23 protein-coding genes are annotated in these 26,097 nt (G+C 71.4%); 10 read left to right on the top strand and 13 right to left on the bottom strand.

Annotated elements, in window-relative coordinates:
* Positions 1 to 122: 122 nt before the first annotated feature.
* Both O7631_RS22065 and O7631_RS22060 read left to right on the top strand, forming a co-directional pair.
* Positions 123 to 350, top strand: a complete 228-nt coding sequence (locus tag O7631_RS22065; protein WP_278145969.1) for a hypothetical protein — start codon at positions 123 to 125, stop codon at positions 348 to 350.
* Between the two features lie 59 nt (positions 351 to 409).
* Positions 410 to 1,336, top strand: a complete 927-nt coding sequence (locus O7631_RS22060; protein ID WP_278145968.1) for a 5'-3' exonuclease — start codon at positions 410 to 412, stop codon at positions 1,334 to 1,336.
* 20 nt (positions 1,337 to 1,356) lie between these two features.
* Here O7631_RS22060 and O7631_RS22055 read toward each other — a convergent pair whose 3' ends face one another.
* Entirely contained in the window at positions 1,357 to 1,659 is a 303-nt protein-coding gene (locus O7631_RS22055; RefSeq protein ID WP_278145967.1) for a GNAT family N-acetyltransferase, read from the bottom strand.
* Positions 1,660 to 1,787: 128 nt separating this feature from the next.
* Between O7631_RS22055 and O7631_RS22050 the strand changes: the two genes are divergently transcribed.
* The 3 genes from O7631_RS22050 to O7631_RS22040 all read left to right on the top strand — a co-directional run bounded on the left by O7631_RS22050 (position 1,788) and on the right by O7631_RS22040 (position 5,941).
* Entirely contained in the window at positions 1,788 to 2,483 is a 696-nt protein-coding gene (locus O7631_RS22050) for a DUF1223 domain-containing protein (protein WP_278145966.1), read from the top strand.
* Between the two features lie 40 nt (positions 2,484 to 2,523).
* The gene (locus O7631_RS22045) at positions 2,524 to 2,898 is read left to right on the top strand and encodes an MmcQ/YjbR family DNA-binding protein (protein ID WP_278145965.1); all 375 of its coding nucleotides are present in this window, start codon (positions 2,524 to 2,526) and stop codon (positions 2,896 to 2,898) included.
* Between the two features lie 157 nt (positions 2,899 to 3,055).
* Positions 3,056 to 5,941, top strand: a complete 2,886-nt coding sequence (locus O7631_RS22040; RefSeq protein ID WP_278145964.1) for a glycosyl hydrolase — start codon at positions 3,056 to 3,058, stop codon at positions 5,939 to 5,941.
* 71 nt (positions 5,942 to 6,012) lie between these two features.
* Here O7631_RS22040 and O7631_RS22035 read toward each other — a convergent pair whose 3' ends face one another.
* Together O7631_RS22035 and O7631_RS22030 are read right to left on the bottom strand one after the other, a co-directional pair.
* Entirely contained in the window at positions 6,013 to 7,302 is a 1,290-nt protein-coding gene (locus O7631_RS22035) for an endo-1,4-beta-xylanase (protein ID WP_278147993.1), read from the bottom strand.
* Between the two features lie 471 nt (positions 7,303 to 7,773).
* Complete coding sequence (locus O7631_RS22030) at positions 7,774 to 9,531, bottom strand: family 43 glycosylhydrolase (RefSeq protein ID WP_278147992.1); 1,758 nt, start codon at positions 9,529 to 9,531, stop codon at positions 7,774 to 7,776.
* A gap of 756 nt (positions 9,532 to 10,287) precedes the next feature.
* Here O7631_RS22030 and O7631_RS22025 point away from each other — a divergent pair.
* The 3 genes from O7631_RS22025 to O7631_RS22015 all read left to right on the top strand — a co-directional run bounded on the left by O7631_RS22025 (position 10,288) and on the right by O7631_RS22015 (position 14,696).
* On the top strand, positions 10,288 to 12,621 hold the full coding sequence (locus O7631_RS22025; RefSeq protein ID WP_278145963.1) for a beta-L-arabinofuranosidase domain-containing protein: 2,334 nt from the start codon (positions 10,288 to 10,290) through the stop codon (positions 12,619 to 12,621).
* Positions 12,622 to 12,784: 163 nt separating this feature from the next.
* Positions 12,785 to 13,723: a superoxide dismutase gene (locus O7631_RS22020; RefSeq protein WP_278145962.1), complete on the top strand. Its 939-nt coding sequence runs from the start codon at positions 12,785 to 12,787 to the stop codon at positions 13,721 to 13,723.
* Positions 13,724 to 13,853: 130 nt separating this feature from the next.
* Positions 13,854 to 14,696 (top strand): endonuclease/exonuclease/phosphatase family protein, encoded by an 843-nt coding sequence (locus O7631_RS22015; RefSeq protein WP_278145961.1) that lies wholly within the window; start codon positions 13,854 to 13,856, stop codon positions 14,694 to 14,696.
* 18 nt (positions 14,697 to 14,714) lie between these two features.
* On the opposite strand, the gene O7631_RS22010 is transcribed toward O7631_RS22015, so the two are convergent.
* Positions 14,715 to 15,596 carry an MHYT domain-containing protein gene (locus tag O7631_RS22010; RefSeq protein WP_278145960.1) on the bottom strand — a complete coding sequence of 294 codons (882 nt, stop codon included), beginning with the start codon at positions 15,594 to 15,596 and terminating at the stop codon, positions 14,715 to 14,717.
* A 165-nt stretch (positions 15,597 to 15,761) separates the two neighbouring features.
* Positions 15,762 to 18,560 carry a DEAD/DEAH box helicase gene (locus O7631_RS22005; RefSeq protein WP_278145959.1) on the bottom strand — a complete coding sequence of 933 codons (2,799 nt, stop codon included), beginning with the start codon at positions 18,558 to 18,560 and terminating at the stop codon, positions 15,762 to 15,764.
* A gap of 86 nt (positions 18,561 to 18,646) precedes the next feature.
* Between O7631_RS22005 and O7631_RS22000 the strand changes: the two genes are divergently transcribed.
* Positions 18,647 to 19,414, top strand: a complete 768-nt coding sequence (locus tag O7631_RS22000) for an HAD family hydrolase (protein ID WP_278145958.1) — start codon at positions 18,647 to 18,649, stop codon at positions 19,412 to 19,414.
* Between the two features lie 18 nt (positions 19,415 to 19,432).
* Here O7631_RS22000 and O7631_RS21995 read toward each other — a convergent pair whose 3' ends face one another.
* Positions 19,433 to 19,831, bottom strand: coding sequence for a hypothetical protein (locus O7631_RS21995; RefSeq protein ID WP_269678796.1), 399 nt, complete (start codon positions 19,829 to 19,831; stop codon positions 19,433 to 19,435).
* Positions 19,828 to 20,136 (bottom strand): hypothetical protein, encoded by a 309-nt coding sequence (locus O7631_RS21990; RefSeq protein WP_145781983.1) that lies wholly within the window; start codon positions 20,134 to 20,136, stop codon positions 19,828 to 19,830. The genes O7631_RS21995 and O7631_RS21990 overlap by 4 nt, the downstream gene beginning before the upstream one ends.
* 149 nt (positions 20,137 to 20,285) lie before the next feature.
* On the opposite strand from O7631_RS21990, the gene O7631_RS21985 reads away from it, so the two are divergent.
* Positions 20,286 to 21,203: an EamA family transporter gene (locus O7631_RS21985; protein WP_278145957.1), complete on the top strand. Its 918-nt coding sequence runs from the start codon at positions 20,286 to 20,288 to the stop codon at positions 21,201 to 21,203.
* On the opposite strand, the gene O7631_RS21980 is transcribed toward O7631_RS21985, so the two are convergent.
* The 6 genes from O7631_RS21980 to O7631_RS21955 all read right to left on the bottom strand — a co-directional run bounded on the left by O7631_RS21980 (position 21,166) and on the right by O7631_RS21955 (position 26,010).
* Entirely contained in the window at positions 21,166 to 22,110 is a 945-nt protein-coding gene (locus tag O7631_RS21980) for a diacylglycerol kinase (RefSeq protein ID WP_278145956.1), read from the bottom strand. The two genes, O7631_RS21985 and O7631_RS21980, sit on opposite strands and share 38 nt — an antisense overlap.
* A 146-nt stretch (positions 22,111 to 22,256) precedes the next feature.
* Positions 22,257 to 23,210 (bottom strand): twin-arginine translocase subunit TatC, encoded by a 954-nt coding sequence (gene tatC / locus O7631_RS21975; protein WP_278145955.1) that lies wholly within the window; start codon positions 23,208 to 23,210, stop codon positions 22,257 to 22,259.
* An 18-nt stretch (positions 23,211 to 23,228) separates the two neighbouring features.
* Positions 23,229 to 23,543, bottom strand: a complete 315-nt coding sequence (gene tatA / locus O7631_RS21970) for a Sec-independent protein translocase subunit TatA (protein WP_145781988.1) — start codon at positions 23,541 to 23,543, stop codon at positions 23,229 to 23,231.
* A gap of 160 nt (positions 23,544 to 23,703) precedes the next feature.
* Entirely contained in the window at positions 23,704 to 23,949 is a 246-nt protein-coding gene (locus O7631_RS21965; RefSeq protein ID WP_278145954.1) for a hypothetical protein, read from the bottom strand.
* A 10-nt stretch (positions 23,950 to 23,959) separates the two neighbouring features.
* Positions 23,960 to 25,015, bottom strand: a complete 1,056-nt coding sequence (locus tag O7631_RS21960) for a YafY family protein (protein WP_278145953.1) — start codon at positions 25,013 to 25,015, stop codon at positions 23,960 to 23,962.
* On the bottom strand, positions 25,012 to 26,010 hold the full coding sequence (locus O7631_RS21955) for a WYL domain-containing protein (protein WP_269678790.1): 999 nt from the start codon (positions 26,008 to 26,010) through the stop codon (positions 25,012 to 25,014). The genes O7631_RS21960 and O7631_RS21955 overlap by 4 nt, the downstream gene beginning before the upstream one ends.
* Positions 26,011 to 26,097: the final 87 nt, after the last annotated feature.

Here is a 26,097-nt window from a genome sequence, read left to right as displayed (position 1 = left end):
CGGCGGTCGACTCGGCCACGCCGGTGGGCACGTCGACGACCGTTTTGCCGAGCCGGATGGCGCCCGGGGCCATAGCCTGGGGTCGGGGTCCCGCGCGGGCGGCCCCGACCGGGAGGACCGCCGTGGCAGCGAACGAGGCGAACCGGGCGGCGACACGCCGTCGTCGGCAACTGTGGGCGGGAGTCCTCGCGCTCGTCGGCCTCGTCCTGCTGATCGTCGGGCTCACCGTCGCCGACGGCGTCGCCGCCTGGGTCGAGGTGCTGGTCGCGGTCCTGCTGCTGGTGACCAGTTACGTGGTGCAGCACCTGGCGCGGCGGGAGACCGTCTACCGGCACGACGACAAGGGCTGACCGCGCCGGACGGCCGGGGGTGCCCCGGATCGTCGGAGGGCTGTGCCAGGCTGTCCGGCGTGGCACAACGACCCCCGATCCTGCTGATCGACGCACCCAGCCTCTACTTCCGGGCCTACTTCGGCATCCCGGAGTCCGCCGCCCGCGCCGAGGACGGCACCCCGGTCAACGCGGTGCGTGGCTTCCTCGACATGCTCGCCACCCTGATCCGCGGGCGCGGCGCCGATCGGATGGTCTGCGCGCTGGACTACGACTGGCGTCCGGCGTGGCGGGTCGATCTGCTGCCGTCGTACAAGGCGCACCGGGTGGCACCGCAGGGCGGCGAGGTCGTTCCGGACACCCTGTCCCCGCAGGTGCCGATGATCCTGGAGGTGCTGGAGGCCGTCGGCATCACCGCCGTCGGCGCTACCGGCTACGAGGCCGACGACGTGCTCGGGACGCTCTCGGTGACCCAACCCGGCCCGGTCGAGGTGGTCTCCGGTGACCGGGACCTGTTCCAGCTCGTCGACGACGCCCGACCGGTCCGGCTGCTGTACGTCGGGCGTGGTGTCGCCAAGCTCGACGACTGCGACGACGCCGCGGTGCGGGCCCGCTACGGCGTGCCGGCCGACCGGTACGCGGACTTCGCCGCGCTACGCGGTGACCCCAGCGACGGGCTTCCCGGGGTCCCGGGCGTCGGGGAGAAGACCGCCGCCCGGCTCATCGAGCGGTACGGCAGCATCGCCGGCATCCTGGCCGCTCTCGACGACTCCGACTCGTCCTTCGCGCCGGGCCTGCGCACCAAGCTCGCCTCGGCACGTGACTACCTCGGCGTCGCGCCGACGGTGGTCCGGGTGGCGTTGGACGTGCCGCTGCCGGAGCTGCCCACCGCGCTGCCGTCCGCGCCGGTCGACCCGGACCGGCTGCTCGACCTCGCGGGGCGGTGGAACCTGGCCGGTTCCGCCCGCCGCCTGGTCGACGCCCTCGCCGCCCGCGCCGACGCCTGACCGTCGCTGACCCGCACGCTCTACTTGATCTTGCGGGTCGACCGGACCACGATGCTCTCGTACTCCGGGTGCTTGACCAGCCAGTCGGCGAGGAACGGACAGATCGGCACGACGGTCCGCCGCTTGGCGCGCGCGTCGTCCATGACCGCACGCGCCAGCGTCGACCCGACGCCCCGGCCCTCGAACGCCGGATCGACCTCGGTGTGGGTGTAGGCGATGATCGAGCCGGTCAGCTGGTAGGTGACGAACCCGGCGACCGTGCCCGTTTCGTCGCGCGCCTCGAAGCGCTCCCGCGCCGAGGCGTCTGTCACGGTGAACTGCACCTGACCATCCAACCACCCGGGTGGCCGGTGTCCGTCCGGAGGCGGCGGGGAGGTGAGCCGGCGCGCATTGTCGCGGCCGGAACGGGAAGAGCAACGCCCCCGGCCGCACGTGGGAGGAGACACCCACCATGACGTACCCGTCGACGGACGGCGGCTTCGCCGTCGTGGAGATGTTCACCTCGCAGGGGTGCAACAGCTGCCCCCCGGCGGAGGAGTTGCTGACCGAGATCGAACGTGACGCCCGGGAACGCGGTCAGGCCGTCTTCGGCCTCGGTTTCCACGTCGACTACTGGGACGACCTGGGGTGGCCCGACCAGTTCGCCGACGCGGCGTACACCGCGCGGCAGGAGGCGTACGCCCGTGCCCTTCGCACCCGCGGCCTGTACACCCCGCAGATGGTCGTCAACGGCACCGTCGAGTTCGTCGGATCCGATCGTCGACAGGCGTCCGGCGCGATCGCGTCCGCCCTGGCGTCACCGGCCGCCACCGCCCTCACGGTGTCCGTGGTCGAGTGGGACGGGCAGCGGGCGGTGCTGGACTACCAGGCCGAGCGACCGCCGGCCAACACTGTGGTGAACGTGGCGATCGTGCAGCGGGGCCTGGACAGCGAGATCGCCCGGGGTGAGAACGCCGGGCGGACGCTGCGACAGGACAACGTCGTGCGCGCCTTCGGGTCGGCGAGCCTGGGCGCCGAGCGGGGACGACTGGATCTGGTGACACCGCCCGACCTCGATCCGCGCAGTGCCGCCGTCGTCGCGTACGTGCAGGAAAACGGCAACGGGGCCATCGTCGGCGCGACCCGCGTCGAGCTGTCCACCGCGTAGTCTCGGCGCATGCGGTTGGCGCGCGGCGTGAGGGGGCCCGGTGGTTGACGCGGAGGACGTACGCCGGGTGGCGTTGGCCCTGCCGCACACGGTGGAGAACCCCAGCGACGGGTTCGACTTCCGGGTGGCCGACAAGGGTTTCGTCTGGTCCTATCCGGAGCGTGTGCCGGGCAAGCCGCGGGTGATCCGACTCGACATCGCGGTGCTGTACGTCGGGGACGAGGCGGAGAAGCAGGCTCTCCTGCTCGGTGAGCCGGACATCTTCTTCACCACCCCCGGCTACGACGGTCTGCCCCTGGTGCTGCTGCGCCTGGCGCAGATCGACCGGGAGCGCCTGAGCGAGCTGGTGACGGACGCCTGGCGGATGCGCGCGCCAGAGGCGTTGGTGAGCGGCGTCCAGAGCGCCGGCGCCTGACGACATCCGCGCGCAACCGGACGGACACATTGACGGGAATCTCGGTACTCCACTACCGTGGCCGTGAGAGAGCGCTCTCTCACCCGACCTTCCACCCAATTCAGACGCACCGCGTCGGACCCGGAAACGGTCACACCCGGCGCTCGATGGAGGCACCATGAATCCTCCCGTCCCCCACCGCCGATGGGCCCTGGCCGCCGTCACCGCGCTGGCCCTGGTCGTCGGCGGCCTCGCGATTCCCGTCACCCGCGCGGCCGAGGCCGCACCCGTCGGCGCCGGCAGCTACACCACCACCCCGGTCGGCCCGCTCCCGAGCGGGTGCGGCGCGATGTCCAGCAACCCCCGTCAGTTCGCCACCGCCAACGCGCCCACCGGCCCGATCCCCACCAACGACTGGTGGTCCTCGCTGCTGTGGAAGCGCACCGACTGCTCCTTCAGCGAGCCCCTGCACGCCCACCCGATCTCGTACGACACGTTCACCGACGGGCTGGGCTTCTCCGCGAACTCCACACCCGCCATCAGCGGCACCGCGACCGGTGTCGGGGAGTTCCACTACCCGTACGTGCAGGACATCCGGGTCGGCGTCGCCGGACTCGCCGCACCCCAGGTCAAGGTGGACGGCTGGACGGACTGGACGGTCAGCCCGCACTGGAGCGACGGCACCCGCACCCTACGCGCCACCATCGGCCACGGCCTACCGTTCGCGTACTTCCAGGCCACCGGCGGCAACGCGTCGATCGGGACCGCCGGCACCCCGGACGTCTGGTCCAACAGCGGCGCCACCATCGGCTTCCGGGTCAACGGCCACGACTACGTCGGGTACGCCCCGAGCGGCGCGAGCTGGACCGTCGAGTCCGGCCGGATCACGTCCACGTTGGCCGGTCGGGGATACTTCTCCATCGCCCTCCTGCCGCCGACGTCGAGCGCATCGGAGCGCGCCAGCCTGGCCGCGACCTACGGCCAGTACGCGCACGCCCACGTGACCGGCACCCAGGTCTCGTACTCGTACAACCCGGCGACAAGTGGGCTCACCACCACGTACGCGTTCACCACCACCGCCCGGGAGGGCACCGCCACGCAGACGGTGGTCAGCCTCTACCCGCACCAGTGGAAGTCGCTCAGCGGGTCCACCGCGATCACCCCGACCTACCCGTCGGCGCGCGGCCGGATGAAGGTGCTGACCGGCGTCAACCAGTTCCGCACCGCGATGAAGTTCCAGGGCGTCCTGCCGGAGCTGCCGGCCGTCGGCGACGGCAGCGGAAGTGACCTGGCGACGCTCACCAGCCAACTGGCGGCCGTTCGCGGCAACCCGATGGACCAACGCGGCAACGACACCTACTGGACCGGCAAGGGGCTCGGTCGGGCCGCCCGGATCGCCGAGATCGCCGACCAGGTCAACGACACCGCCACGCGTGACAGCGCGCTGAACGCGATCCGCAGCACCCTCACCGACTGGTTCACCGCGTCCAGCGGCAAGACCAGCCGGGTCTTCTACTACGACAACAACTGGGGCACCCTGATCGGCTACCCCGCGTCGTACGGCTCCGACCAAGAACTCAACGACCACCACTTCCACTACGGCTACTTCATCGCCGCCGCGGCGACCCTCGCGAAGTTCGACCCGGCGTGGGCCGCCACCAGCCGTTACGGCGGCATGGTGGACCTGCTGATCCGCGACGCCAACAACTACCGCCGCGACGACACCCGCTTCCCGTACCTGCGGGACTTCGACATCTACGCGGGCCACGACTGGGCGTCCGGGCACGGCTCGTTCGGCTCGGGCAACAACCAGGAGTCCTCGTCGGAGGGGATGAACTTCGCCAACGCCCTGATCCAGTGGGGGCAGACGACTGGCGACACCGCCGTCCGCGACGCCGGCGTCTTCCTCTACACCACCCAGGCCGCGGCGATCCAGGAGTACTGGTTCGACGTCAGCGACCAGAACTTCCCCGCCGCCTTCGGGCACTCCACCGTCGGCATGGTCTGGGGCAGCGGTGGCGCGTACGCCACCTGGTTCAGCGCCGAACCGGAGATGATCCAGGGCATCAACCTGCTGCCGGTCACCGGCGGGCACCTGTACCTGGGCAACAACCCGGCGTACGTGCGGACCAACTACGCCGAACTGGTCCGCAACAACGGCGGGCAACCGACGGTGTGGCAGGACATCCTCTGGCAGTTCCAGGCCCTCGGTGACCCCGACGCGGCGCTGGCGAACCTGCGCGCGAACCCCGGCTACACGCCGGAGGAGGGCGAGAGCCGAGCGCACACCTTCCACTGGATCCGCAACCTCGCGGCGCTGGGCACCGTCGACACGACGGTGACCGGCAACCACCCGCTGTCGGCGGTCTTCTCCCGCAACGGCGCCCGCACCTACGTGGCGTCGAACCCGACCGCCAGCCCAATCACCGTGACGTTCTCCAACGGCACCACGCTGAGCGTGGGCGCCGGCAAGACGGCCACCACCGGGGCGTACACCTGGAGTGGCGGCAACGCGGCCGGTGGCGTACCCCCGACGACGCCGACGGACCCCCCACCGACGACCACCCCGCCGCCGACGACGACCCCGCCGCCGTCCACCGGCGGACCGACGCGGTACCTGCTGCCCGGCGGCGGGTTGGGCTCCGCCGGTAGCGCGGCCACGACGACAGTCGCGGCAGCCAACGGCAACCACGACGGTACGCCCACCAACGCCCAGGTCTTCACGGCGACGGGCCTCAACCTCGCCTACTCCGGTGGGCAGACGGCGTTCGACCTGTTCGTGGACGCGGGGACGGCGGTCGGCAACGGCGTGCAGGTGCGGGTCTCCTACGACCTCACCGGCAACGGCAGTTGGGACCGGGTGGAGACGTGGCGTTACTTCGCCACCGACCCCGTCCCGGGCTACGAGCACTACACCCAGAGCGCCGGCCTGGCATCGGCCACCGGCACGTTGGGCGCGTTGAGCAACGGCAGGGTCCGGGTGGAGGTGTGGTCGGCGATCGGCAACAACCCCAGCACCATCGGCCTCGGCAACCAGTCGGTGCTGCGGCTGCCGTACTCCTGACCGACCCGCCGCGCACGACGGCCGGTGTGGAGGATGGTTCTCCACACCGGCCGTCGTGTGCGATCAGAGGGTCAGGAGGCGGTGCAGGTGGGCGTCATGCCGGTCCCGCTGCCCGTTCCCTGGAAGCCGAACTCGGCGACCTGGCCCGCGGTGAGCCGGCCGTTGTAGTCCACGTTGGCGAACCGCACCGTGCCGGTGGAGCCGCTGGCCGTGGCGCTCCAGGTGTTGGTGACGCTGGCGCCGCTCGGGAGGGTGACGCTGACGTTCCACCCGTTCGTGCCGGCGGATCCGGCGGTCACCTTCACGCTGGCCACGAACCCGCCGTTCCACGAGTTCAGCGACACCGACGCGGAACACCCGCCCGTGGTCGGTGGCGGGGTGGTGGGCGGCGGGGTCGTCGGCGGGGGCGTGGTCGGGGTGCCCGTGCCGGCGTTGAGGGCGTTCAGGACGGCGGTGTACGCGGCCTTCTTGTTGCCGTTGCAGTCGAACAGCAGCGCGTTGTCCGAGCCACGCCACGAGTCGCAGTCACGCACGCCCCACGTGGTGATGCCGGTGCACCGCGAGACAGCCAGGCAGGCACGGGTGACGGCACCGTAGATGTTGGCCTGGTTGCCGCCGGTCATCACGTCCAGCTCGGTGATCTGCACGTCCACGCCGAGATCGGCGAAGCGCTGCAGGTTGGCCTGGTAGTCCGACGCCAACGACGTGCCCAGGTGCGACTGGAAGCCCACACAGTCGATCGGCACACCACGGGACTTGAAGTCCCGCACCATGTTGTAGATCCCCGTCGACTTCGCGTTGATCCCGTCGGTGTTGTAGTCGTTGTAACACAACTTCGCACCCGGATCCGCCGCCCGCGCGGCCCGGAACGCCGCCTCGATCCAGTCGTTGCCGGTCCGCTGCAGGTTCGAGTCACGCCGCCCACCCGAACCACCGTCGGCGAACGCCTCGTTCACCACATCCCAGGCGTAGATCTTGCCCCGGTAATGCGTCGCGACCTGGGTCACGTGGTTGATCGCCGCGTTGCGCAACGCACTGCCCGACATGCCCTGCGCCCAACCCGGCTGCTGCGCGTGCCACAACAACGTGTGACCCCGCACGCTCATGCCATTGGCCTGCGCATGACTGACCAGACGATCACCACTGGAGTGATTGAACACCCCCTGCTGCGGCTCGTTGGAAGCCCACTTCATCTCGTTCTCGGCCACGACACTGTTGAACTCACGGTTCAAAATCGTCGTGTAGGCGCTGGTCGACAGCTTATTGACGGCGACCGCCGCACCGAAGTAACGGCCCTTCTCGGCCGCCGAGGCCCCGAGGGTCGTGCCGGCACTGGCCCCGGTGGTCATTGCCATCGTCATGCCGGTGGCGAGAGCGCCGGCGACCGCGACGGTCACCGCCGCTCGCAGGACTCTTCTGTGATTCATGCGGATTCCTTGTCTGTGGTGGTTCAGCGATGGGGGCGCAGCACCCGAAGCCGCGCCCACGACGTCGGAGAGCCGCATCGGCGATGCCCGACGGCCGATGCCCCCGTACGACGGCGGTGGTGTCCCAGGGTCGGCGAGACCGTGACAGCGAGCCCGGTAGCCGTCACGGCACCACTGCTGGGAATCCTGACGCGACGTCCGGCATGCCCTGGGCGGACGTCGCGTTCCGAGGTGCGGCCGGCCGACTCGCCCGGTGAGCCACAGCCGTGGCCGCCCTCATCCATCGACTGTGAGCGATAACATGTCGTTCGTCAAGTCGTAACGAAGCGCGTCGCCGCCGGGCGCTTCCACCTGCGGTCACAGGGGGGTGCCGGAGCCGCGCGACCACGACTCCGGCACCGGACGTCACTGGAGCGACGCGTCGTCGACGAGCAGACTGTCGGTGCCCGCCGCCGTCTCGACGTAGAACGTGGCGCCGGTGAGCGTGCCGCTCCACGACGGGGTCGCCGTGCCGGTGAGCAGCGTCCAGCCGTTCGCGTTGACTGCTGTCGCCGGGGTCAGCTGGAGGTAGCTGGTCGTGCCGTTGGCGGTCAACGCCAGTGTCGCCTTCGCGGACGGTGTGCCGCTCTGCGCGCGTACCCAGACGTTCGTGGTGTAGCTCTTGCCGTTGGTGAGTTTCGCTGTCACGTCCTGGCTGGGGCCGTTCCACGCCGAGGTGCGCCCGGTGATCGACAGGGAACCGGCGCCACCCCGGACGACCGACGTGTTCCGGGAGATCGTTCCGCTGCCGTTCACACCCCACCCGGTCGTGCCGTTCTCCACGTCGCCGTTGGTGAGGACGTTCCCGCTGCCACCGGTGCCGCCGGTGAACTGCCACCAGTTGACGTTGAACAGGTTGCCGCTGCCGCCGGCGAAGCGCAGGTACAGGTCACGGGTGCCGGTCGCGCCGCTGACCGCGCAGGTGGTGCTGGTCCAGGTCTGCCAACCACCGGTGCCACCGACGGTGCAGGTGCCCACCGTCGGGCCGCTGGGGCTGTCGAGGCGTACCTCGATCCGACCACCGCTGGTCGCCGACGCGACCCGGGCGGTGAACGAGGTCGCCCCCGCGCCGAACGCGACGCCCTTGACCTTGATGTAGTCGCCGTTCTCGATCCAGCCGACGTTCATTCCGCCCTCGCTGGACACCTCGGTCTCGATGCCCGAGCCCCACGCGATCGTCTCCGCCTCCTGCCGCACGTACGGATTCAGCGTCCCCACCTGCGGCGCGCCGGTGGTGGTCATGGTGATCGTCGGGATCGTGCCGTTGGAGTTGTAGGTGAACTTCTCCACCGCTACCGACCGCGTGTAACCACTGCCGCCCGGCAGCGCCCCGTTGTGGTAGAAGAAGTACGACCCGCCCTGGAAATCGATCACGCCGGCGTGGTTGGTGAAACTGGCGCCCTGCCGAGGCATGATCGTCCCGCGATAGGTCCATGGCCCGGTCGGACCGGTGGCGGTGGAGTACGCGATGAACTCCGAGCAGCACTCCGCCGCGAACACGTTGTAGTACAACCCGTTGCGCTTGAACACCCACGGACCCTCCTCGTAGAGGGTCGGGCGGCTGGCGTTCCCGTTACGGGTGCCGAAGCCCGCCGTGGTGAGCGGGATCCGGGTCGCACTACCCGAGTACGAGATCATGTCGGCGTTCAACCTCACGTACCACAGTCCCGGGTTGCCCCAGTAGAGGTACGCCTGCCCGTCGTCGTCGATGAAGACCGACGGGTCGATCTCGTTGTTGCCGACCAGGGGCCGGCCGAGCGCGTCGCGGAACGGACCGGTCGGGCTGTCGCCCACCGCCACACCGATGACCATCTGCCCGTTCGAGCGCTGGCGCACCGGCACGTACCAGTAGAACTTGCCGTTGCGCGCGATGACCTGGCCGGCCCACGCGTTGGCGTCCGCCCAGGAGAACGTGGCCAGGTTCAACGGCGAGCCGTGGTCGGTCCAGTTGACCATGTCGGCCGACGACCACACCCGCCATTCCTTCATGGTGAAGTACGTCGAGCCGTCCTCATCGTGCCCGGTGTAGAGGTACACCCGGCCGTTGTGCACCAACGGTGCCGGATCGGCGGTGTAGATGTGTTGGACGATCGGATTGTCCGCCCGGGCGGCGCTGGCCGGCAGCACGGCGAGGACGCAGACGAGGCTCGCCAGCCAGGCGGCGGCCCGCCTGACCCGGCCGCCGGCCCGGGTTGTGGTTCTCTCGTTCACCTTCACGATTGCTCCCACAGAGAGTGCGCGATGCGCGGGTTCTGGGTCGACGAGTCACCGCTGCCGGCTGCCGGTCGAGCGGGGGTCACCGCGCGCATGCCGAACAGCACGGCCGACAGCCGTGTTAGCGCTAACAGATCTTGAGTGACTCCCCCTCCCCCGATCTGACCTCGATTTTCTGGTGGTGCGAGATGACCGTCGTAACCACATCGCAGCATTGATGTATCGACGCTGACATCCACGATTTACGATGCACCGTACTGAGCGGCGAGCCGGGCGTCAACGGAGAGCGAGCACGTTCCCGTGACGCTGGGTCATGACCTTGCGATCACGCGCATCGGCGGCGTCGGGTCCGGAGCCGCCCGCGACCCCACCTCGACCGCGCCACCGGGACGCCGGGGCGCGACGGCACCGCACGGACACCCGCCGCGCCGCCGAACCGGCGATCCGGGGGGTTGCGGGCATGTTAACGACCAACTATGTTAGCGATCACATTGATGTGCCGCGATGACGTACCGGGTCGGGCACCGGGCGTCCACGGCTCCAACTTCCTGCGGCACGCGAGCCGACTCCTGAGGCGTCGACACGCTCGGTGGCAGTTCGCGCGCCGCCGACCGGCAGGACGTCACCTTCCGGATCACCACCACGCAGCACACCCTTGGAGGTCCCATGCCACCCCCGCCGCTCAGCCGCCGCCGCCTGCTGCAGGCCGCCGGAGCCACCGTGGCCCTCTCCGCAGCCGGTGCCGCCGTCGCTCCGCGTGGCGCGTCCGCGGCCGTCGTCCCACCGGTCCGACCCGACCTCGGAGTCTCGGCGTATCCGTTCGAGCTCGGGCAGGTACGGCTCAACTCCAGCCGCTGGATGGACAACCAGACGCGCACGCTCAACTACCTGCGGTTCGTCGACGTCGACCGGATGCTCTACAACTTCCGCGCCAACCACCGGCTGTCCACCAACGGCGCCGCCACCAACGGAGGCTGGGACGCGCCGAACTTCCCGTTCCGGACCCACATGCAGGGGCACTTCCTGACCGCGTGGTCGTACGCCTACGCCGTGCTCGGCGACACCACCTGCCGGGACAAGGCGAACTACATGGTGGCCGAGCTGGCCAAGTGCCAGGCCAACAACGGAGCCGCCGGCTTCGGCGCCGGTTACCTGTCCGGCTTCCCGGAGTCCGACTTCACCGCACTCGAAGCCCGCACGTTGTCCAACGGCAACGTGCCCTACTACTGCATCCACAAGACCCTCGCCGGACTGCTCGACGTCTGGCGGTACACCGGCAACACGCAGGCCCGTACGGTGCTGCTGGCGCTCGCCGGCTGGGTCGACACCCGCACGAGCCGGCTGAGCTCCAGCCAGATGCAGTCGATGCTGGGCACCGAGTTCGGTGGGATGAACGACGTCCTCACCGACATCTACCAGCAGACCGGCGACTCCCGCTGGCTCACCACCGCCCAGCGGTTCGACCACGCCGCCGTCTTCAACCCGCTGGCCAACAATCAGGACCAGCTGTCCGGGCTGCACGCCAACACGCAGGTGCCCAAGTGGATCGGCGCGGCCCGGGAGTTCAAGGCCACCGGCACCACCCGCTACCGGGACATCGCCAGCAACGCGTGGAACATGACGGTCAACGCGCACACCTACGTCATCGGCGGCAACAGTCAGGCCGAGCACTTCCGGGCACCCAACGCGATCGCCGGGTACCTCAGCAACGACACCTGCGAGCAGTGCAACACGTACAACATGCTCAAGCTGACCCGGGAGCTGTGGCTGCTCGACCCGAACCGGACCGACTACTTCGACTTCTACGAGCGGGCCCTGATCAACCACCTGATCGGTGGGCAGAACCCGGCCGACAGCCACGGCCACATCACCTACTTCACCCCGTTGCGGCCGGGCGGGCGTCGCGGTGTGGGACCGGCGTGGGGCGGCGGCACCTGGAGCACCGACTACAACTCGTTCTGGTGCTGCCAGGGCACCGGCCTGGAGATCAACACCAGGTTGATGGAGTCGATCTACTTCTACAACGGGACCACGCTGACCGTGAACCTGTTCACGCCGTCGGTCCTGAACTGGTCGCAGCGGGGCATCACGGTCACCCAGAGCACCACCTACCCGGTCGGCGACACCACCACCCTGACCCTGTCCGGGACGATGAGCGGCTCGTGGAGCATCCGGGTGCGGATCCCGGCCTGGACGACCGGCGCGACGATCGCCGTGAACGGCACGGCGCAGAACGTCGCCACCACACCGGGCAGCTACGCGACGGTCACCCGCACCTGGGCCGCCGGGGACACCATCACCGTACGGCTGCCGATGCAGGTCGTCATGCGCGCCGCCAACGACAACAGCTCGGTGGCCGCCGTGACGTACGGGCCGACGGTGCTGGCCGGCAACTACGGCAACACCACGTTGAGCGCCCTGCCGTCGCTCACCGTCTCCTCGATCACGCGCACCAGCACCAGCTCGCTCGCGTTCACCGCCAGCGCGAACGGGTCCACCGTGAACCTCGCACCCTTCCACGACGCCCACGGCTACAACTACACGGTCTACTGGAGCACCACCGGCGGCGGCAACACCGGTGGCAGCTACCGCCTGGTCAACGTCGGGACCGGGCTGGTCCTCGGCATCCAGAACATGTCCACCGCCGACGGTGGCCTGGCCGTGCAGTGGGGCGACAGCGGCACCGCGGACCACAACTGGGTGATGGTGACCGACGGCAACGCCGTCCGGTTCCGCAACGTCAACAGCGGCAAGGTCCTCGGCGTGGAGAACATGTCCACCGCCGACAACGCCCGGGTCCTGCAGTGGGCGGACAACGGCACCGCCGACCACCGTTGGATCCTGGTGGACAACGGCGACGGCACCTACAAGATCCGCAACGTCAACAGCAACAAGCTGCTCGGCATCCTGAACGGGTCCACCGCCTGGGGCGCGCAGGCCGTCCAGGACTCCGACAACGGCAGCGCGGACAACCGGTGGAGGCTCGTCCGCAACGCCTGACATTCACCCCGCTCGACGTCGCACCGGCGCGGCCGATCCGGTCGGTCGCGCCGGTGCCGCCGGGCGGGAGATCGACGACGGTCGTACAGTGGAACAGGTCCTGGCCCCAGTGAACGTGGCGGACGTGTCGGCTGCTGCCGCCTTTCCGCCCGGAAGGAGCACAGTGAACCGCCCCCTCCGCACCACGCTCGGCGGCGCGCTCGTCGTGGCCCTGCTGACCTCCGTCGCCGTCACCCCCGCGCAGGCGCACCCCGGCGGCCGGCCGCCCACCGTCCTCGCCCTGCCCGACGGCTTCGCGCCCGAGGGCATCGCCACCGCCGGCCGGTACGCCTACTTCGGGTCCCGCGCGACCGGCGCCATCCAGCGCGTCGACCTGGTCACCGGCCGCGGCACCCCGATCGGCGCGGCCACCGGCACCCCGTCGCTGGGTCTCAAGATCGACACCCGCGGCCGGCTGTTCGTCGCCGGCGGCACGGCCGGCGACGCCCGCGTGCTCGACACCCGCACCGGCGACGTCCTGGCCAGCTACCAGTTCGCCAGCACGCCCACGTTCGTCAACGACGTGATCCTGACCCGCGACGCCGCCTACTTCACCGACTCCAACCGCCCGGTGCTCTACCGGCTGCCGCTCGGTCGCGGCGGCGCGCTGCCCCCCGCCGGCGGTTTCACCACCATCCCGCTGACCGGTGCGTACGAGCAGGTCGGCACCGGCGTGAACCTCAACGGCATCACCACCACACCGGACGGTCGGGCCCTGGTCGTCGTCCAGTCGAACACCGGCACGCTGTACCGGGTCGACCCGCTGACCGGCGTGAGCACCGCCGTGGACGTGCCGGGCCACACCTTCACCAACGGCGACGGCCTGCTGCTGCTCGGCCGCACCCTCTACGTCGTCCAGAACAGCCTCAACCAGATCGCGGTCGTCACGCTCAACCGCTCCGGCACCGCCGGCACGCTCACCGCCGTCATCACCGACCCGAACTTCGACGTGCCCACCACAGTGGCCACGGCGTTGGGCCGGCTCTACCTGCCCAACGGCCGCTTCACCACGCCACCCACCCCGACCACCCCGTACACGGTCGTCGCGGTCCGCACACGCTGACCAACCCCCCGGGGGTACGCGCGGCGCGCGTGCCCCCGGGGTGGCCCGCGCCCGGGTCAGCCGCCGGTCCACCACGAGTACGATCACTGCCACCGTGGCGACGCCGTCGCCTGCCCCACCCGGAGTGCGCGTGGCCGATCGTCCGTCCCGATTCACGCGTCGAGCCGTGGCCGTCTGCCTCCTGCTCGTCGCCGCCGCGCTGCCCGGCCGGCCACCGGCGACCAGCGCCACGGACACCGCACGACCCACCGTCCTGCGGATGCTCCAACTGAACCTCTGCAACAGCGGTCGGGCCGGCTGCTACACCGGCCGGTCGATGGCCGTCGCCGCCGAGGTGATCGACACCGAGGCACCCGACCTGGTCACCCTGAACGAGATCTGTCAGGGTGACGTCCCCGCCCTGCGGCGCGTGTTCGAGGCCGTCCACCACGGTCGGAGCGTGGTGTCCGCGTTCCAGCCCGCCGGGGACCGGCCCAGCGGGGCCGACACCCGGTGCCGCAACGGGCAGCCGTACGGCGTGGGGCTGCTGGCCCGCGTCAGGACACCGGACACCCCGGGCGGCGTGCACCGCGGGATCCACCCGACGCAGGACCTCGCCGACCCCGAAGAACGCGCCTGGCTCTGCGTGGACGTCGACCGCAGGCTGCTCGCCTGCACCACACACCTGGCCAACACCAGCTACCGGGTGGCGCTCGCCCAGTGCGGGCATCTGCTCGACACGGTCCTGCCCACCATCCGCGGGAACAGCGGATCCGTGCTCGCCGGCGACCTCAACCTCCGGGCCGGCAGTGACCCCGACGTGCGGTCCTGCACCCCGCCCGACCACCAACGGGTGGACGACGGCGCGCTCCAACACATCGTGGCGACGGCCGGCGTGACCATCTGTTGTCGCAGGTCGGTGCCCATGCGCGAGGCGACCGATCACCCCGGCCTGCTGGCCACCCTCGTCATCGACGACCGACCGCCGACCTGAGATCCGCCGAGGTCGGCGTCAGCGGGGCGGCGTGTCCCGGCGGGACGGGAACGGGGTGCCCGGCTGACCGAGGGTGGAGCGGGCGCGCAACCCGACCGGGTCCGGGGCGGGCGTCGGGGCCGCCGGCTCCGCGACCCGCCGTCCGGCCAGGTACGCCGAGGCGGCCCGGTCGTCGTCGGTCGGGGCCGCGAGCAGCGCGTAGAGCAGCCCGACCACCCCGAAGATCACCGCCAGCATGATCGGCACCAGGAGGGTGCTCACGCCGGCCCCGGTCACCTCGCGGTTCGCACCTTCGTGGCGGTGTACCGACAGGGCGCTCATACCGGTGAAGTGCATCCCGTTCACGGCGATGCCCATCACCAACGCCGAGGCGAAGACCGCCATCCCCTTGCGAACCGTCATCGCGAGCCACAGCGCGACGGTGGCCGCCACGACGGCGATGGCCACGGAGAGCGCGACCCGGAGGGTGTCGTACCCGAGAGTGCCGTTGAGCCGCATCGCCGCCATGCCCGTGTAGTGCATGGCCGCCACGCCCGCACCGGTGAAGACTCCACCGGCGATCAGCCGCACGGCGTTCAACCGGCCGGTGCCGACGATGGCCAGACCGATACCGACAGCGACGACGGCGATGACCGTGCTGGCAACGGTCAGCGGCACGTCGTAGCGGATCCGGGTGTTCTCCACGGCGAACCCGAGCATCGCCATGAAGTGCATCGCCCAGATGGCGGTGCCGCCCAGCGCCCACGCCGCCAGCAAGCCCCACCATGCCCGCTGCCCACTCGTCCGCGCCGTACGGATGCGCCCGGCGCAGACCAGACCGAGGACGGAACCGAGCACGGACAGCGCGTAGCTCAACGCGGGTGTGATCCACCCGTACTCAAAGTGATTGATGTCCCCCACTGCGGCCTTCTCCCCATTCGTTACCAGCGCGTCAACAAAACGCTCGGGCAATGATCAGGGGTGCCGTGATCAGGCGCAATAGCACCCCCGGCCGTATTCGCGGGGTGGCGCGACGGTAACCGTCCGATGCGTCGGTTGGACGCCGCCAGTAACTGAACGTAACGGTCAGGCCGAGGTGTGGTAAGCCAGGACGCCCCTGTTGATGGCCGCTATAGCCTGCCGCGCGGTGGAGCGCAACTCCGGCGACGCACCGCCGGAGTCGGCAAGTTGACCAAGGAGGTCGACCACCTGCCGCGCCCACCTGACGAAGTCACCGGCGGGCATCTCACCGTCGATCTCGTGGCCGCTGCCGAGCACCTTGGCCAGCACCTCACCCCGGGCCCACCGGTAGACGGGCCAGGCAAAACCGAGATCCGGCTCCCGGGTCGCGGCCAACCCCCGGGCCGCCTCGTCGGCCTCGATCTCCCCCCACAGCTTCAGCGTCTCGTCCACCGCGTCGGCCACCGGCCCACGTGGCAGCGACGCCCGCTCGTCGACGTCGCGGCGTGCCTCGAAGACCACCACGGACACCGCAGCGGCCAACTCGGCCGGCGACAGACCGTTCCACACACCCCGGCGCAGACACTCGGCGACCAGCAGGTCGGCCTCGGTCCAGATCCGGCCGAGCATCCGCCCGGCGTCGGTGACCGCACCGTCGCGGGCCAGGTAGCCGCGGTCGGTCAACAGCGCCACGATCCGGTCGAAGGTCCGGGCGAGCGAACCCGTGCGCCCGGACACCCGCTCGCGCAACTCCTCGGTGTCGCGCTCCAGCCGGCGACGCCGCTCCGCCCAACGGGCGTGCTCCTCCCGTTCCGGGCAGGCGTGGCAGGGGTGGTGCCGCAATTCGGTGCGGAGCTGGGTCAGCCGGTGGTCCTCGCCGGTCACCTGGCGGGAACGGCCACCCCGTCGGCCGCTGTGCCGGTCCAGGCCGGTGCCGCTCACCTCGGCGGCGAGATCCCGTCGGGCAGCCGGTGAACGGTGGTTGAAGTGCTTGGGCACCCGGATTCGCGCCAGAACCTCGGCGGGGGTGGTGAAATCGCCGGGGCTGACCCGCCCGGCCCAGCGGTCCTGGGTCAGCACCAGGGGCCGGGGCTCACCGAACCCGCCGGTCGCCGGGTCCAGCACGACGGCCAACCCGGCCCGGCGGCCCGACGGCACCCGGATCACGTCGCCGACGCGCAGCCGCTCCAACGACGCCACCGCGGCGGCCTTGCGCTGGGTCTGCCCCTGCCGGGCGATGGCCTTCTCCCGGTCGGCGATCGCCACCCGCAACGCGAAGTACTCGTCGAAGTCGCCGTGGTGGCAGGCGGCCTCCGCGCCGTACGCCTCGATCGTCTCGGTGTTGCGCTGCACCTGCCGCGCCAGGCCGACCACCGACCGGTCCGCCTGGAACTGGGCGAACGAGGACTCCAGCAGAGCCCGGGCCGGCTCCGCGCCGACGGTGCCGACCAGGTTCACCGCCATGTTGTACGAGGGTCGGAAGCTGGACCGCAGCGGGTAGGTGCGGGTGGACGCGAGCCCCGCCACGTGCCGGGGGTCGGTCTCCGGGGACCACACCACGACGGCGTGCCCCTCCACGTCGATGCCGCGGCGGCCGGCGCGGCCGGTGAGCTGGGTGTACTCCCCCGGCGTCAGGTCGACGTGCGCCTCGCCGTTGTACTTCACCAGGCGTTCCAGCACCACGCAGCGGGCCGGCATGTTGATGCCCAGCGCCAGGGTCTCCGTGGCGAAGACCGCCTTGACCAGACCCCGGACGAACAACTCCTCGACGATCTCCTTGAACACCGGCAGCATGCCGGCATGGTGGGCGGCCAGCCCACGCTCCAGGCCGTCGAGCCACTCCCAGTAGCCGAGCACGGTCAGGTCCTCGCCGGGGATGGCGGTGACCCGGGACTCGACGACCCGGCGGATCTCGGCCCGCTCCTCCGGCGACGTCAACCGCAGCCCGGCGGCGAGGCACTGCTGCACAGCCGCGGCGCAACCGGCCCGGCTGAAGATGAACAGGATCGCCGGCAGCAGACCCTCCCGGTCCAGCCGGTCGACGATGTCCGGGCGCAACGGGCCACGCCAGCGCGGGCCACGACGGCCGGCGCCCGGCCCCGCGCTGCGACCCTCGCCCAGCTCCAGCCGACGCGCGGTCTCCCGGGTGTAGCGCAGCAACTCCGGGTGCACGTCGTGCTTGCGGGCGGCGTCGGCGTCGTGGAACAGGTCGAACATCCGCTTGCCGACCAGCATGTGCTGCCACAACGGCACCGGCCGGTGTTCGCTGACCACCACCGCCGTCTCGCCGCGTACGGTGACCAGCCAGTCGGCGAACTCCTCGGCGTTGGAGACGGTCGCCGACAGCGAGACCAGGGTGACCGAGGCGGGCAGGTGGATGATCACCTCTTCCCACACCCCACCACGGAACCGGTCGGCCAGGTAGTGCACCTCGTCCATCACCACGTACGCGAGGCCCTGCAGGGTGCTGGAGCCCGCGTAGAGCATGTTGCGCAGCACCTCGGTGGTCATCACCACCACCGGCGCGTCACCGTTGATCGCGTTGTCCCCGGTGAGCAGACCGACCTGATCGGCGCCGTACCGGGCGACCAGGTCGTGGTACTTCTGGTTGGACAACGCCTTGATCGGCGTCGTGTAGAAGCACTTGCGCCGGGTCGCCGGGGTCGCCGCGTCCGCGTCGGCCGGATCGCCGGGCCGGCCGCGCAACGCCAGGTGGACGGCAAACTCACCGACGACGGTCTTTCCGGCGCCGGTGGGGGCGCAGACCAACACCCCGCTGCCCCGCTCCAGCGACTGGCACGCCTCCCGCTGGAAGTCGTCGAGGTCGAACCCCAGGTCGAGGGCGAACTCGTCCAGCGCTGGAAACTGTGAGGCCTGCGCGGCCCGGCGACGGGCCTCCGCGTACCGCTCGGCGGGACTCGACATGGGACCAAGATTAGTGCGTGCCGGGACACGACACCCCACAAGGCCGTCCGGAGGTGCCGTCGGGGGCGGTCGGTAGGGTGCACGGCGTGCCGGACCATGCCGAACCGCCCCAGACTCGTCCGCCGGGCAACGCCGAGGCCGCCGCCCCCCGGGCGTCCCGACGGCCCGTGAAGGCGGTGCTCTTCGACTTCCACGGCACCCTGGCCCAGGTGGAGGAACCCCGGCGGTGGGTGCTGGAGGCCGCCAGCGCGTGCGGGGTCACCCTGGACCAGGTGCGCGCCACCTCGCTGGCCGACCGGCTGCTGACGGCCGGGCGTGCCGGCGGGCCGCTGCCGGCGCGGGTCCCACCCCGGCTGGCCGAGTTGTGGGCCGACCGGGACCTCTACCAACACGCCCACCGGGGCGCGTACACCGGGCTGGCCGAGACCGTCGACGCCGGCATCGAGGGCTTCGCCGACGCGCTCTACGAGCGGCTGCTGACCGCCGACGGCTGGCTGCCGTACGCGGACACCGCACCCACGCTGACCGCGTTGCGCGACGCCGGGGTGCCGGTGGCCGTGGTCAGCAACATCGGCTTCGACCTGCGGCCGCACTTCGACGCGTGGGGGCTGACCGACCTGGTGGACGCCTTCGTGCTCTCCTACGAGGTGGGGCGCTGCAAGCCCGACCCGGCGATCTTCTGGCGTGCCTGCGGAATGCTCGGCGTCGACGCGGAGCAGACTTTGATGGTCGGCGACACGCCCGCGGACGCGGGAGCGGTGGCCGCCGGCTGTTCGGTGCTGGTGCTCCCGGCCGCCGAGCCGGGCCGCGAGAACGGGCTGGGCGCGGTGCTCGACCTCGCCCTGCCCGCCTGACCCGCGGTTTCCGTGCCGTCAGCCGGGGATGTGGATCACCGGTAGCTCGCCGTCGCCGTACCGGTCTTCGCCGGTGAGGATCGAGGCGTCGTGTTCGAGGACGGCCAGCGCCGTGGTGGCCAGATCGGCGCGGCCCGTCACCGTGCGCCAGAAGCTGAGTTCGTGCCAGGAGTGCCCCTCGGTCGAGAGCACCGCACAGGCGTCCAGGTCCAGCAGCCGGTGCAGGGTCGCTCGTTCCTTCGGGTCGCTGACGATCGCCAGGGCCTCCGCGGCGGTCACGGCGGTGACGCCGAACCTGTTGCGGTCCTGGATGACCTCGTGCAGCGGCTCCCCGACGTGCACCGACCCCGCCAGGTACGCCAGCAGCGCCGACCGGTCCAGCACGAGCCGCACCGGGCGGTCGTCCTCGGGGCTCACGCGGCCGGTTGTTCGAGCGTCCCGGCGGCGGCGTCCAGCGCGTGTTGGCGGACCCGCTCGCGAAGGGCGCTGCGGCGCTCCGGCGACCAGTCGGCCTCCACGGCGGCCCGGCGGGCGCGCGCCTCGGCCACGCCCTGCTCGGTGATCGGGATGCCCTGGTGGGCCAGCTCCGCGTCCAGGGCGTCCAACCGCATCCGGTCACGGACGGCCTGGGTGATGTAGGCGCTGGCGTTGGACTCCCGCTCCAGGCGCTCGGCCACGTCCGGTGGCACGGAGATCGACAACTTCCGCATCGCGCTAGTCATACCAGGGACCGTACGCCGGTAGCACCACGTTGGCGACCACGTACCGCCGTGTCGGCGACGAACGTCCCTCTCCACGAGCCGAACGACAGAGGTCGCGTTCGCGCAGGTGGACACCGCCGCGAGGTAGCCGGAGCTGAACGCCTACCGTCGTGCCCGTGACCGAGATCCTGCTGCCCGCGCCACCGCCGACCGACACGCCACCAGCCCGACGCGGTGGCGTCGTCGCCGTGGGGCTGGTGCTCGGCGGGGCGCTGTCGGTGCAGTTCGGCTCCGCAGTGGCGGCGTTGCTCTTCCCGCGTACCGGAGTGGCCGGCGCGGTCACCCTGCGGCTGACGATCTCGGCGGTACTGCTGCTCGTGGTGTGCCGACCCCGACTACGCGGACACGACCGGTCGGCCTGGCTGGCGGTGGGCGCGTTCGGGCTGGCGCTGGCCGGCATGAACTCACTCTTCTACCAGGCCATCGAACGCATCCCGCTGGGCCCGGCGGTGACGCTGGAGGTCCTCGGCCCCCTCGCACTGTCGGTGTTCAGCGCCCGACGACTGGCCAGTTGGGCGTGGGCGGGCCTGGCCCTGGCCGGGGTGGCGCTGCTCGGGCAGGGCGGCTTCGACCGGCTCAACCCGGCCGGGGTGGCCTTCGCGTTCGGCGCGGGCGCCATGTGGGCCGCGTACATCGTGCTCAGCGCCCGGGTCGGCGGCCGGTTCCCGGGCGCGGACGGGCTGGCCCTGTCGCTGACCCTCGCCGCGCTGGTCACGCTGCCACTGGGCATCGTCGACGGCGGCGCGGTGCTGCTCGACCCGCCGGTGCTGGCGCTCGGTGCCGGCCTCGCGGTGCTCGCCTCCGGGCTGCCCTACACCCTGGAACTGCTGGCGCTACGGCGGATGCCCACCGCCACCTTCGCGGTGCTGATGAGCCTCGGTCCGGCCGTCGCCACCCTCGCCGGCTGGCTGGTGCTGCGGCAGGAGCTGACAGTGCTGGAGTGCGTCGCCATCGCGCTGGTCATCGCCGCCAGCATCGGAGCGGTACGGGTCAACGCAGCAGCCGCACGGCCCCCGGGACGGCGCTGATCGTCACCGGCAGACCCAGGGACCGTTCCCCGTCGGCGTACGTGGTGATGCCCTCGGCGGCCAACTCCACCGTACGGGCGCGGTAGCTATGCACGAGCGGGTGGCTGACGTGGGTGCCCTGGTAGATGCGCGGCTTCACCCGGATCAGGGTCCGTCGGTCGACCCGACCCGCCACCACCACGTCGAGCAACCCGTCGGTCGGGTCCGCGTCGGGGCAGATCCGCATCCCGCCGCCGTACGTGGGGCAGTTCCCCACCGCCACCAGCACCGCGTCCACCTCGTGCGGCACCCCGTCCAGGCGCATCGTGTAGCGACGCGGGCGCAGCCGGGCCAGCTCGACGACGATCGCCAGGTCGTACCGGCGCGGGCCGCGCGGCCAGCGCATCCGGTTGGCCCGCTCGTTGACGATCGCATCGAAGCCGGCGGCGAGAACCGCCCCGTACCAGCGCTCGGTGCCGTCGGCCCCGGTCATCCGGGCCAGGTCGACGGTGTGGCGGCGGCCGTCGCGCAGCGCTGACGCGATCACGTCCGCCGCCGCGAGCGGATCGGCCGGGAAACCGGTGTCCAGCGCGAAGTCGTTGCCGGTGCCGGCGGGGATCGGCCCGAAGGGCACGTCGGTGCCGGCGACCGCCTGCAAGGCCTGGTGCACGGTGCCGTCCCCACCGATCGCCACCAGGGCTCCCGCGCCGTCCGCGACCGCCGCGCGGCACGCCGCCTCCGCCTCGCCCGGCCCGGACGCCGACACCAACCGGACCGGCCGACCGGCGACGGCCAGGCCGTCCAGCAGCCGGGGCAGCAGGGCCCGGTAGCGGCCCCGGCCGGCGGTCGGGTTCGTGAGTACGGCCACCGGGCCACCGGCGAGCGGGGCGCGGTCGACCGGGCCCGGCAGGTGATCGTCTGCGGTCACGGGCAGCACCGTACCGGTCGGACACCCGCCGTTCACCAGGGGCAGGCGCTGTCACCACCAGTCCTCCCGCGCACGCTCGGCGTGACGCGGCGACGCCGCCCCCGAAAGACGGGGACGGCGTCGGCTGACCGGTCGGCGCGCGGCCGTCAGGTCATGTCGTCGTAGCGACGCTCGATCGGTGCCGGCTTGGTGATCGGCTCGGGAACGCCGATCGGCTCCGCCGCGTCGACCCGCTGCCCGGCCACGACCGGGTCCGCGTCGAACTCCAACGGCGACACCTCGTCGTCGTCGATGCCGGCGTAGACCTCCTTGCCCCGCCCGCGCCGCTTGTCGTTGATGAACGCGACCCCGACCGCCGCGAAGTAGAGCGCGGAAAGGCAGAGCGCCAACGCGGTCATCCCGAACGGGTCCGGGGTGGGGGTGACCACGGCGGAGAAGGCGAAGAACACGAAGATGGCCACCCGCCACCAGCTGAGCAGCCGCTTCGCGCTGGCCAGACCGACGAAGTTGAGCATCAGCACGATCAACGGGAACTCGAACGCCACACCGAACAACAGGATCAGGTTGGTGACGAACGAGATGTACCGGGTGACCTCGAGGTTGGTGGCGATGTCGTCGCCGGACACGTTGAGCAGGAACTCAAGGCCCTTGGTGGTGACGAAGAAGGCCAGCACCGCGCCGGCCGCGAACAGCGGCGCGGCGAGAGCCGTGAAGATGTACGCGTAGCGCCGCTCGTGCCGGTGCAGGCCCGGCGCGATGAACGCCCAGAGCTGGTAGAGCCAGATGGGCGCCGCGATGACCAGACCCACCCACAGGCCGATCTTCAGGTTCAGCAGGAAGACGTCCGCAACACCGAGCTGGACGAACTTGCACTTGCCGGAGACCGGATCCATCGAGGCCGGGAGGTCACAGTACGGCTTCGACAGCAGGATCCGGACCGGCGTCGCCAGCCAGATGCCGATGCCGAAGCCGATCATGATCGCCAGCGACGCGCGGAACAGACGGTTGCGCAGCTCGCGGACGTGCTCGATGAGCGTCATCGAGCCGTCGGCGGCCCGCTCGAACGTGCTCGGGCCGCGCTTGCGCAGGGCGAAGGCCACGACAGTGGTGCCCTTCGGTCAGTTGTCGCGGACGCGGTGCACCGGGTCGGCGACCGGCTGCTGCGGCGGCGCCTGCTGGTACGGCGGCTGCTGCGGCTGCCCGGCGTACGGCGCCTGCTGCCCGGCGTGCGGCGGCAACGGCTGGTAGCCGGCCTGCGCGTCGGCCTTCTCGGCGAGGTCGCGGTCGTCGTCCTGCAGGCTCTTGGTCTCCGCCTTGATGATCCGCAGCGACCGACCCAGCGAACGGGCCGCGTCGGGGAGCCGCTTCGCACCGAAGAGCAGGATCAGCACAACCACGAGAACAGCGATGTGCCACGGCTTGAGGGCACCCATGAGAAGCTCCAGTCGGTCTGTGTCCGAGGGGGTGGTACGCAGCCCATCGTACGTGCGGATCGGCTGCCCGCCACCCGCCGGGTGGTGGTGGTTTGGCCGGGAGGGTGAAGTCTTGACCAACCCGGGATGATCCGTCAACAGCCGCCGGACGAGGGGTCGGTCAGCCGCGCTTGGCCTTGATCACCGCGAGCCGTCGGGATGCGGTGTCGAGTTGACGCTGAACTCCCTCGGCCCGCTGCTGCAGCGTCTCGGCGGTGTCGCGCAGCGCCTCGGCCTCACCGGCCCGCCGCTGCAACGCCACGGCCGCGCGGCGCAGCTGAGGCAACCGGGCCAGCACCGGGCGCACGGCCAGCGCGAGCGCCACGAGAGGAAGCAGCACCAGCGCGAGCACGATCCAGATCAGCACGGCGGTCAGCCTACTGGGTGTGGCCGGCCACCGCCCGGTCACCCGACGGTGCGTCGTCCCGGTCGGCCTCCGGTCGCCGGGGCGCCGTGGTGGGCGCGGGCACGGCGTACGCGTCCAGGGCCGCGGCGGCCGTCGCCCGGACCTGTTCGGCCAGCTCGGCCGGGGCGACCACGGTGACCTCCGGGCCGAGACCCAGCACGAACCGGCGAGCCCACAGCAGATCGGTGACCCGCAGGGAGACGAGCCACTGGTCGCCGTCGCCGGCCTCCACCCGCTCGCATGGATAATATTCGGTGATCCACCGCTCGCTGCGACCGATGCGCAGCGTGATCAGCGGCAGGTCGGGCGACGGGCGGAACACCCCCTCGGTGAGGTCGTGCGGCACGGCCTGCGGCGGCACCGTGGCCGGCTCGTCCAGCTCGGTGATGGCGTCGATCCGGTCGGCGCGGAACAGCCGGACCGCCTCCGCGCGCCGACACCACGCCTCCACGTACGCCCGACCACCGACCATCAGCACCCGCAGCGGGTCGATGACACGGTCGGTGGTCTCGTCCCGGGCGGCGGTGTAGTAGGTGATCCGCAGCGCCTTCCCGCCCTCCACGGCGGCACGAAGCGCCTCGACCCGCCGGGTGTCCCCCGGCAGCCGGACCGCCACCGGCGCGCCCACCAGGTCCCCCGCGTCCTCGATCTTCGCCAGGGCCCGTTCGACGGCCTCCCGATTGGCGACGCCGGGCGTCTCGGCGAGCATCCGCAACGCCACCACCAACGCGAGTGCCTCGTCCGGCGTGAGCCGCAGCGGCCGGTCGATGCCGGCGTCGTAGGTGATCGTCACCCGGTCACCGTCGAACGCCATGTCGATGAGGTCACCGGGACCGTAGCCGGGCAACCCGCACACCCAGAGCAGCTCCAGGTCCTCCCGGAGCTGCCGCTCGGTCACGCCGAGGTCGCCCGCCGCCTCGGCGATCTCGATGCCGGGCCGGGCCAACAGGTAGGGCACCAGGTTGAGCAGTCGGGCCAACCGGTCCGCCGAGGCGCGGGAGCCGCCCCGGGCGGTCGGGCGGGTCATCGGGCACCTCCGCTCACGGCCAGCTCGTCGTGTCGGACGGCGATCTCCTTGAGTCGTTGGATGACGGCCTCGCGGACCTCCGGCGGGTCGAGCACCCGCACGTCCGGGCCGTAACCGACGAGATGGCCGGCCAGCCCGTCCGGATCCGCGTACGGCAGGACCAACCGGTCGCCGTCCGGGCCGGTGGTCACCTCGACCGCCCAGCGGCGCAGCCCGGCGGCCCGACCGGACGCGGCCAGGACGGTGGCCCGGCCGGTGCGCTCCACCGGACCCGACCAACGGGCCACGTGGCTGATCAGGTCGACGTTTGCCGGCGGCTCGTACGCGCCGGGCGCGCCGGTCACGCGGACCGCGCCGACGACCCGGGACAGCCGGAAGCAGCGGGTCGCCTCCCGGTCCTGGTCGTGGCCGACCACGTACCACCGGCCGCGCCAGCAGACCACGCCCCACGGTTGCAACCGCCGACGGGTCGGCGCGTCCCGGTCGGGCACCCGGTAGTCGAACCCGACCTCGCGGCGGTCCCGTGCGGCGGCGGTCAACGGCGCGAACGCCGGGTCGACGGTCACCATCGGCTCCAGGCCGAGGGTGGCCTGCGGGTCCACGTCCACCCCGGCGGCGCGCAGCTTGGCCAGCCCGGACGACGCCGCGGCGGCCAACCCGGCGTGCTGCCACAGCCGTGCGGCGATGCCCACGGCGGCGGCCTCGTCGGGCTCCAGGAGGATGTCGGGCAGCGCGTACTCGCGGTGGGCGATCCGGTAACCGGGCTCGGCGTCGAAGGCGCTCGCCGTGCCGGTCTCCAGTGGCACGCCCAGTTCGCGCAGCTCGGCCTTGTCCCGTTCGAACTTGCGCTGGAACGCTTCGTGGTCGCGCGCGTCGTCCGGATCATGCTCGTAACCGGGCACGGTCGCGGCGATCTGCGCGGCGGTCAGGAACCGTCGCGTGGACAGGAGGCAGATCACCAGGTTGACCAGGCGTTCGGTGCGGGTCCGCGACACGCGGTAGACGCTAGCAGCCGACGCGCCCACGACGTGCACCCGCGCGGGCGTGCCGCACACTTGTTCGGATCGGTGCTCCCCCGGCGC

The sequence above is a fragment of the Micromonospora sp. WMMD967 genome (assembly GCF_029626165.1).
Lineage (GTDB): Bacteria > Actinomycetota > Actinomycetes > Mycobacteriales > Micromonosporaceae > Micromonospora > Micromonospora taraxaci.
The sequence above is the reverse complement of the archived record's forward strand: the minus strand, read 5'-3'. Positions and strand labels throughout refer to the sequence as shown.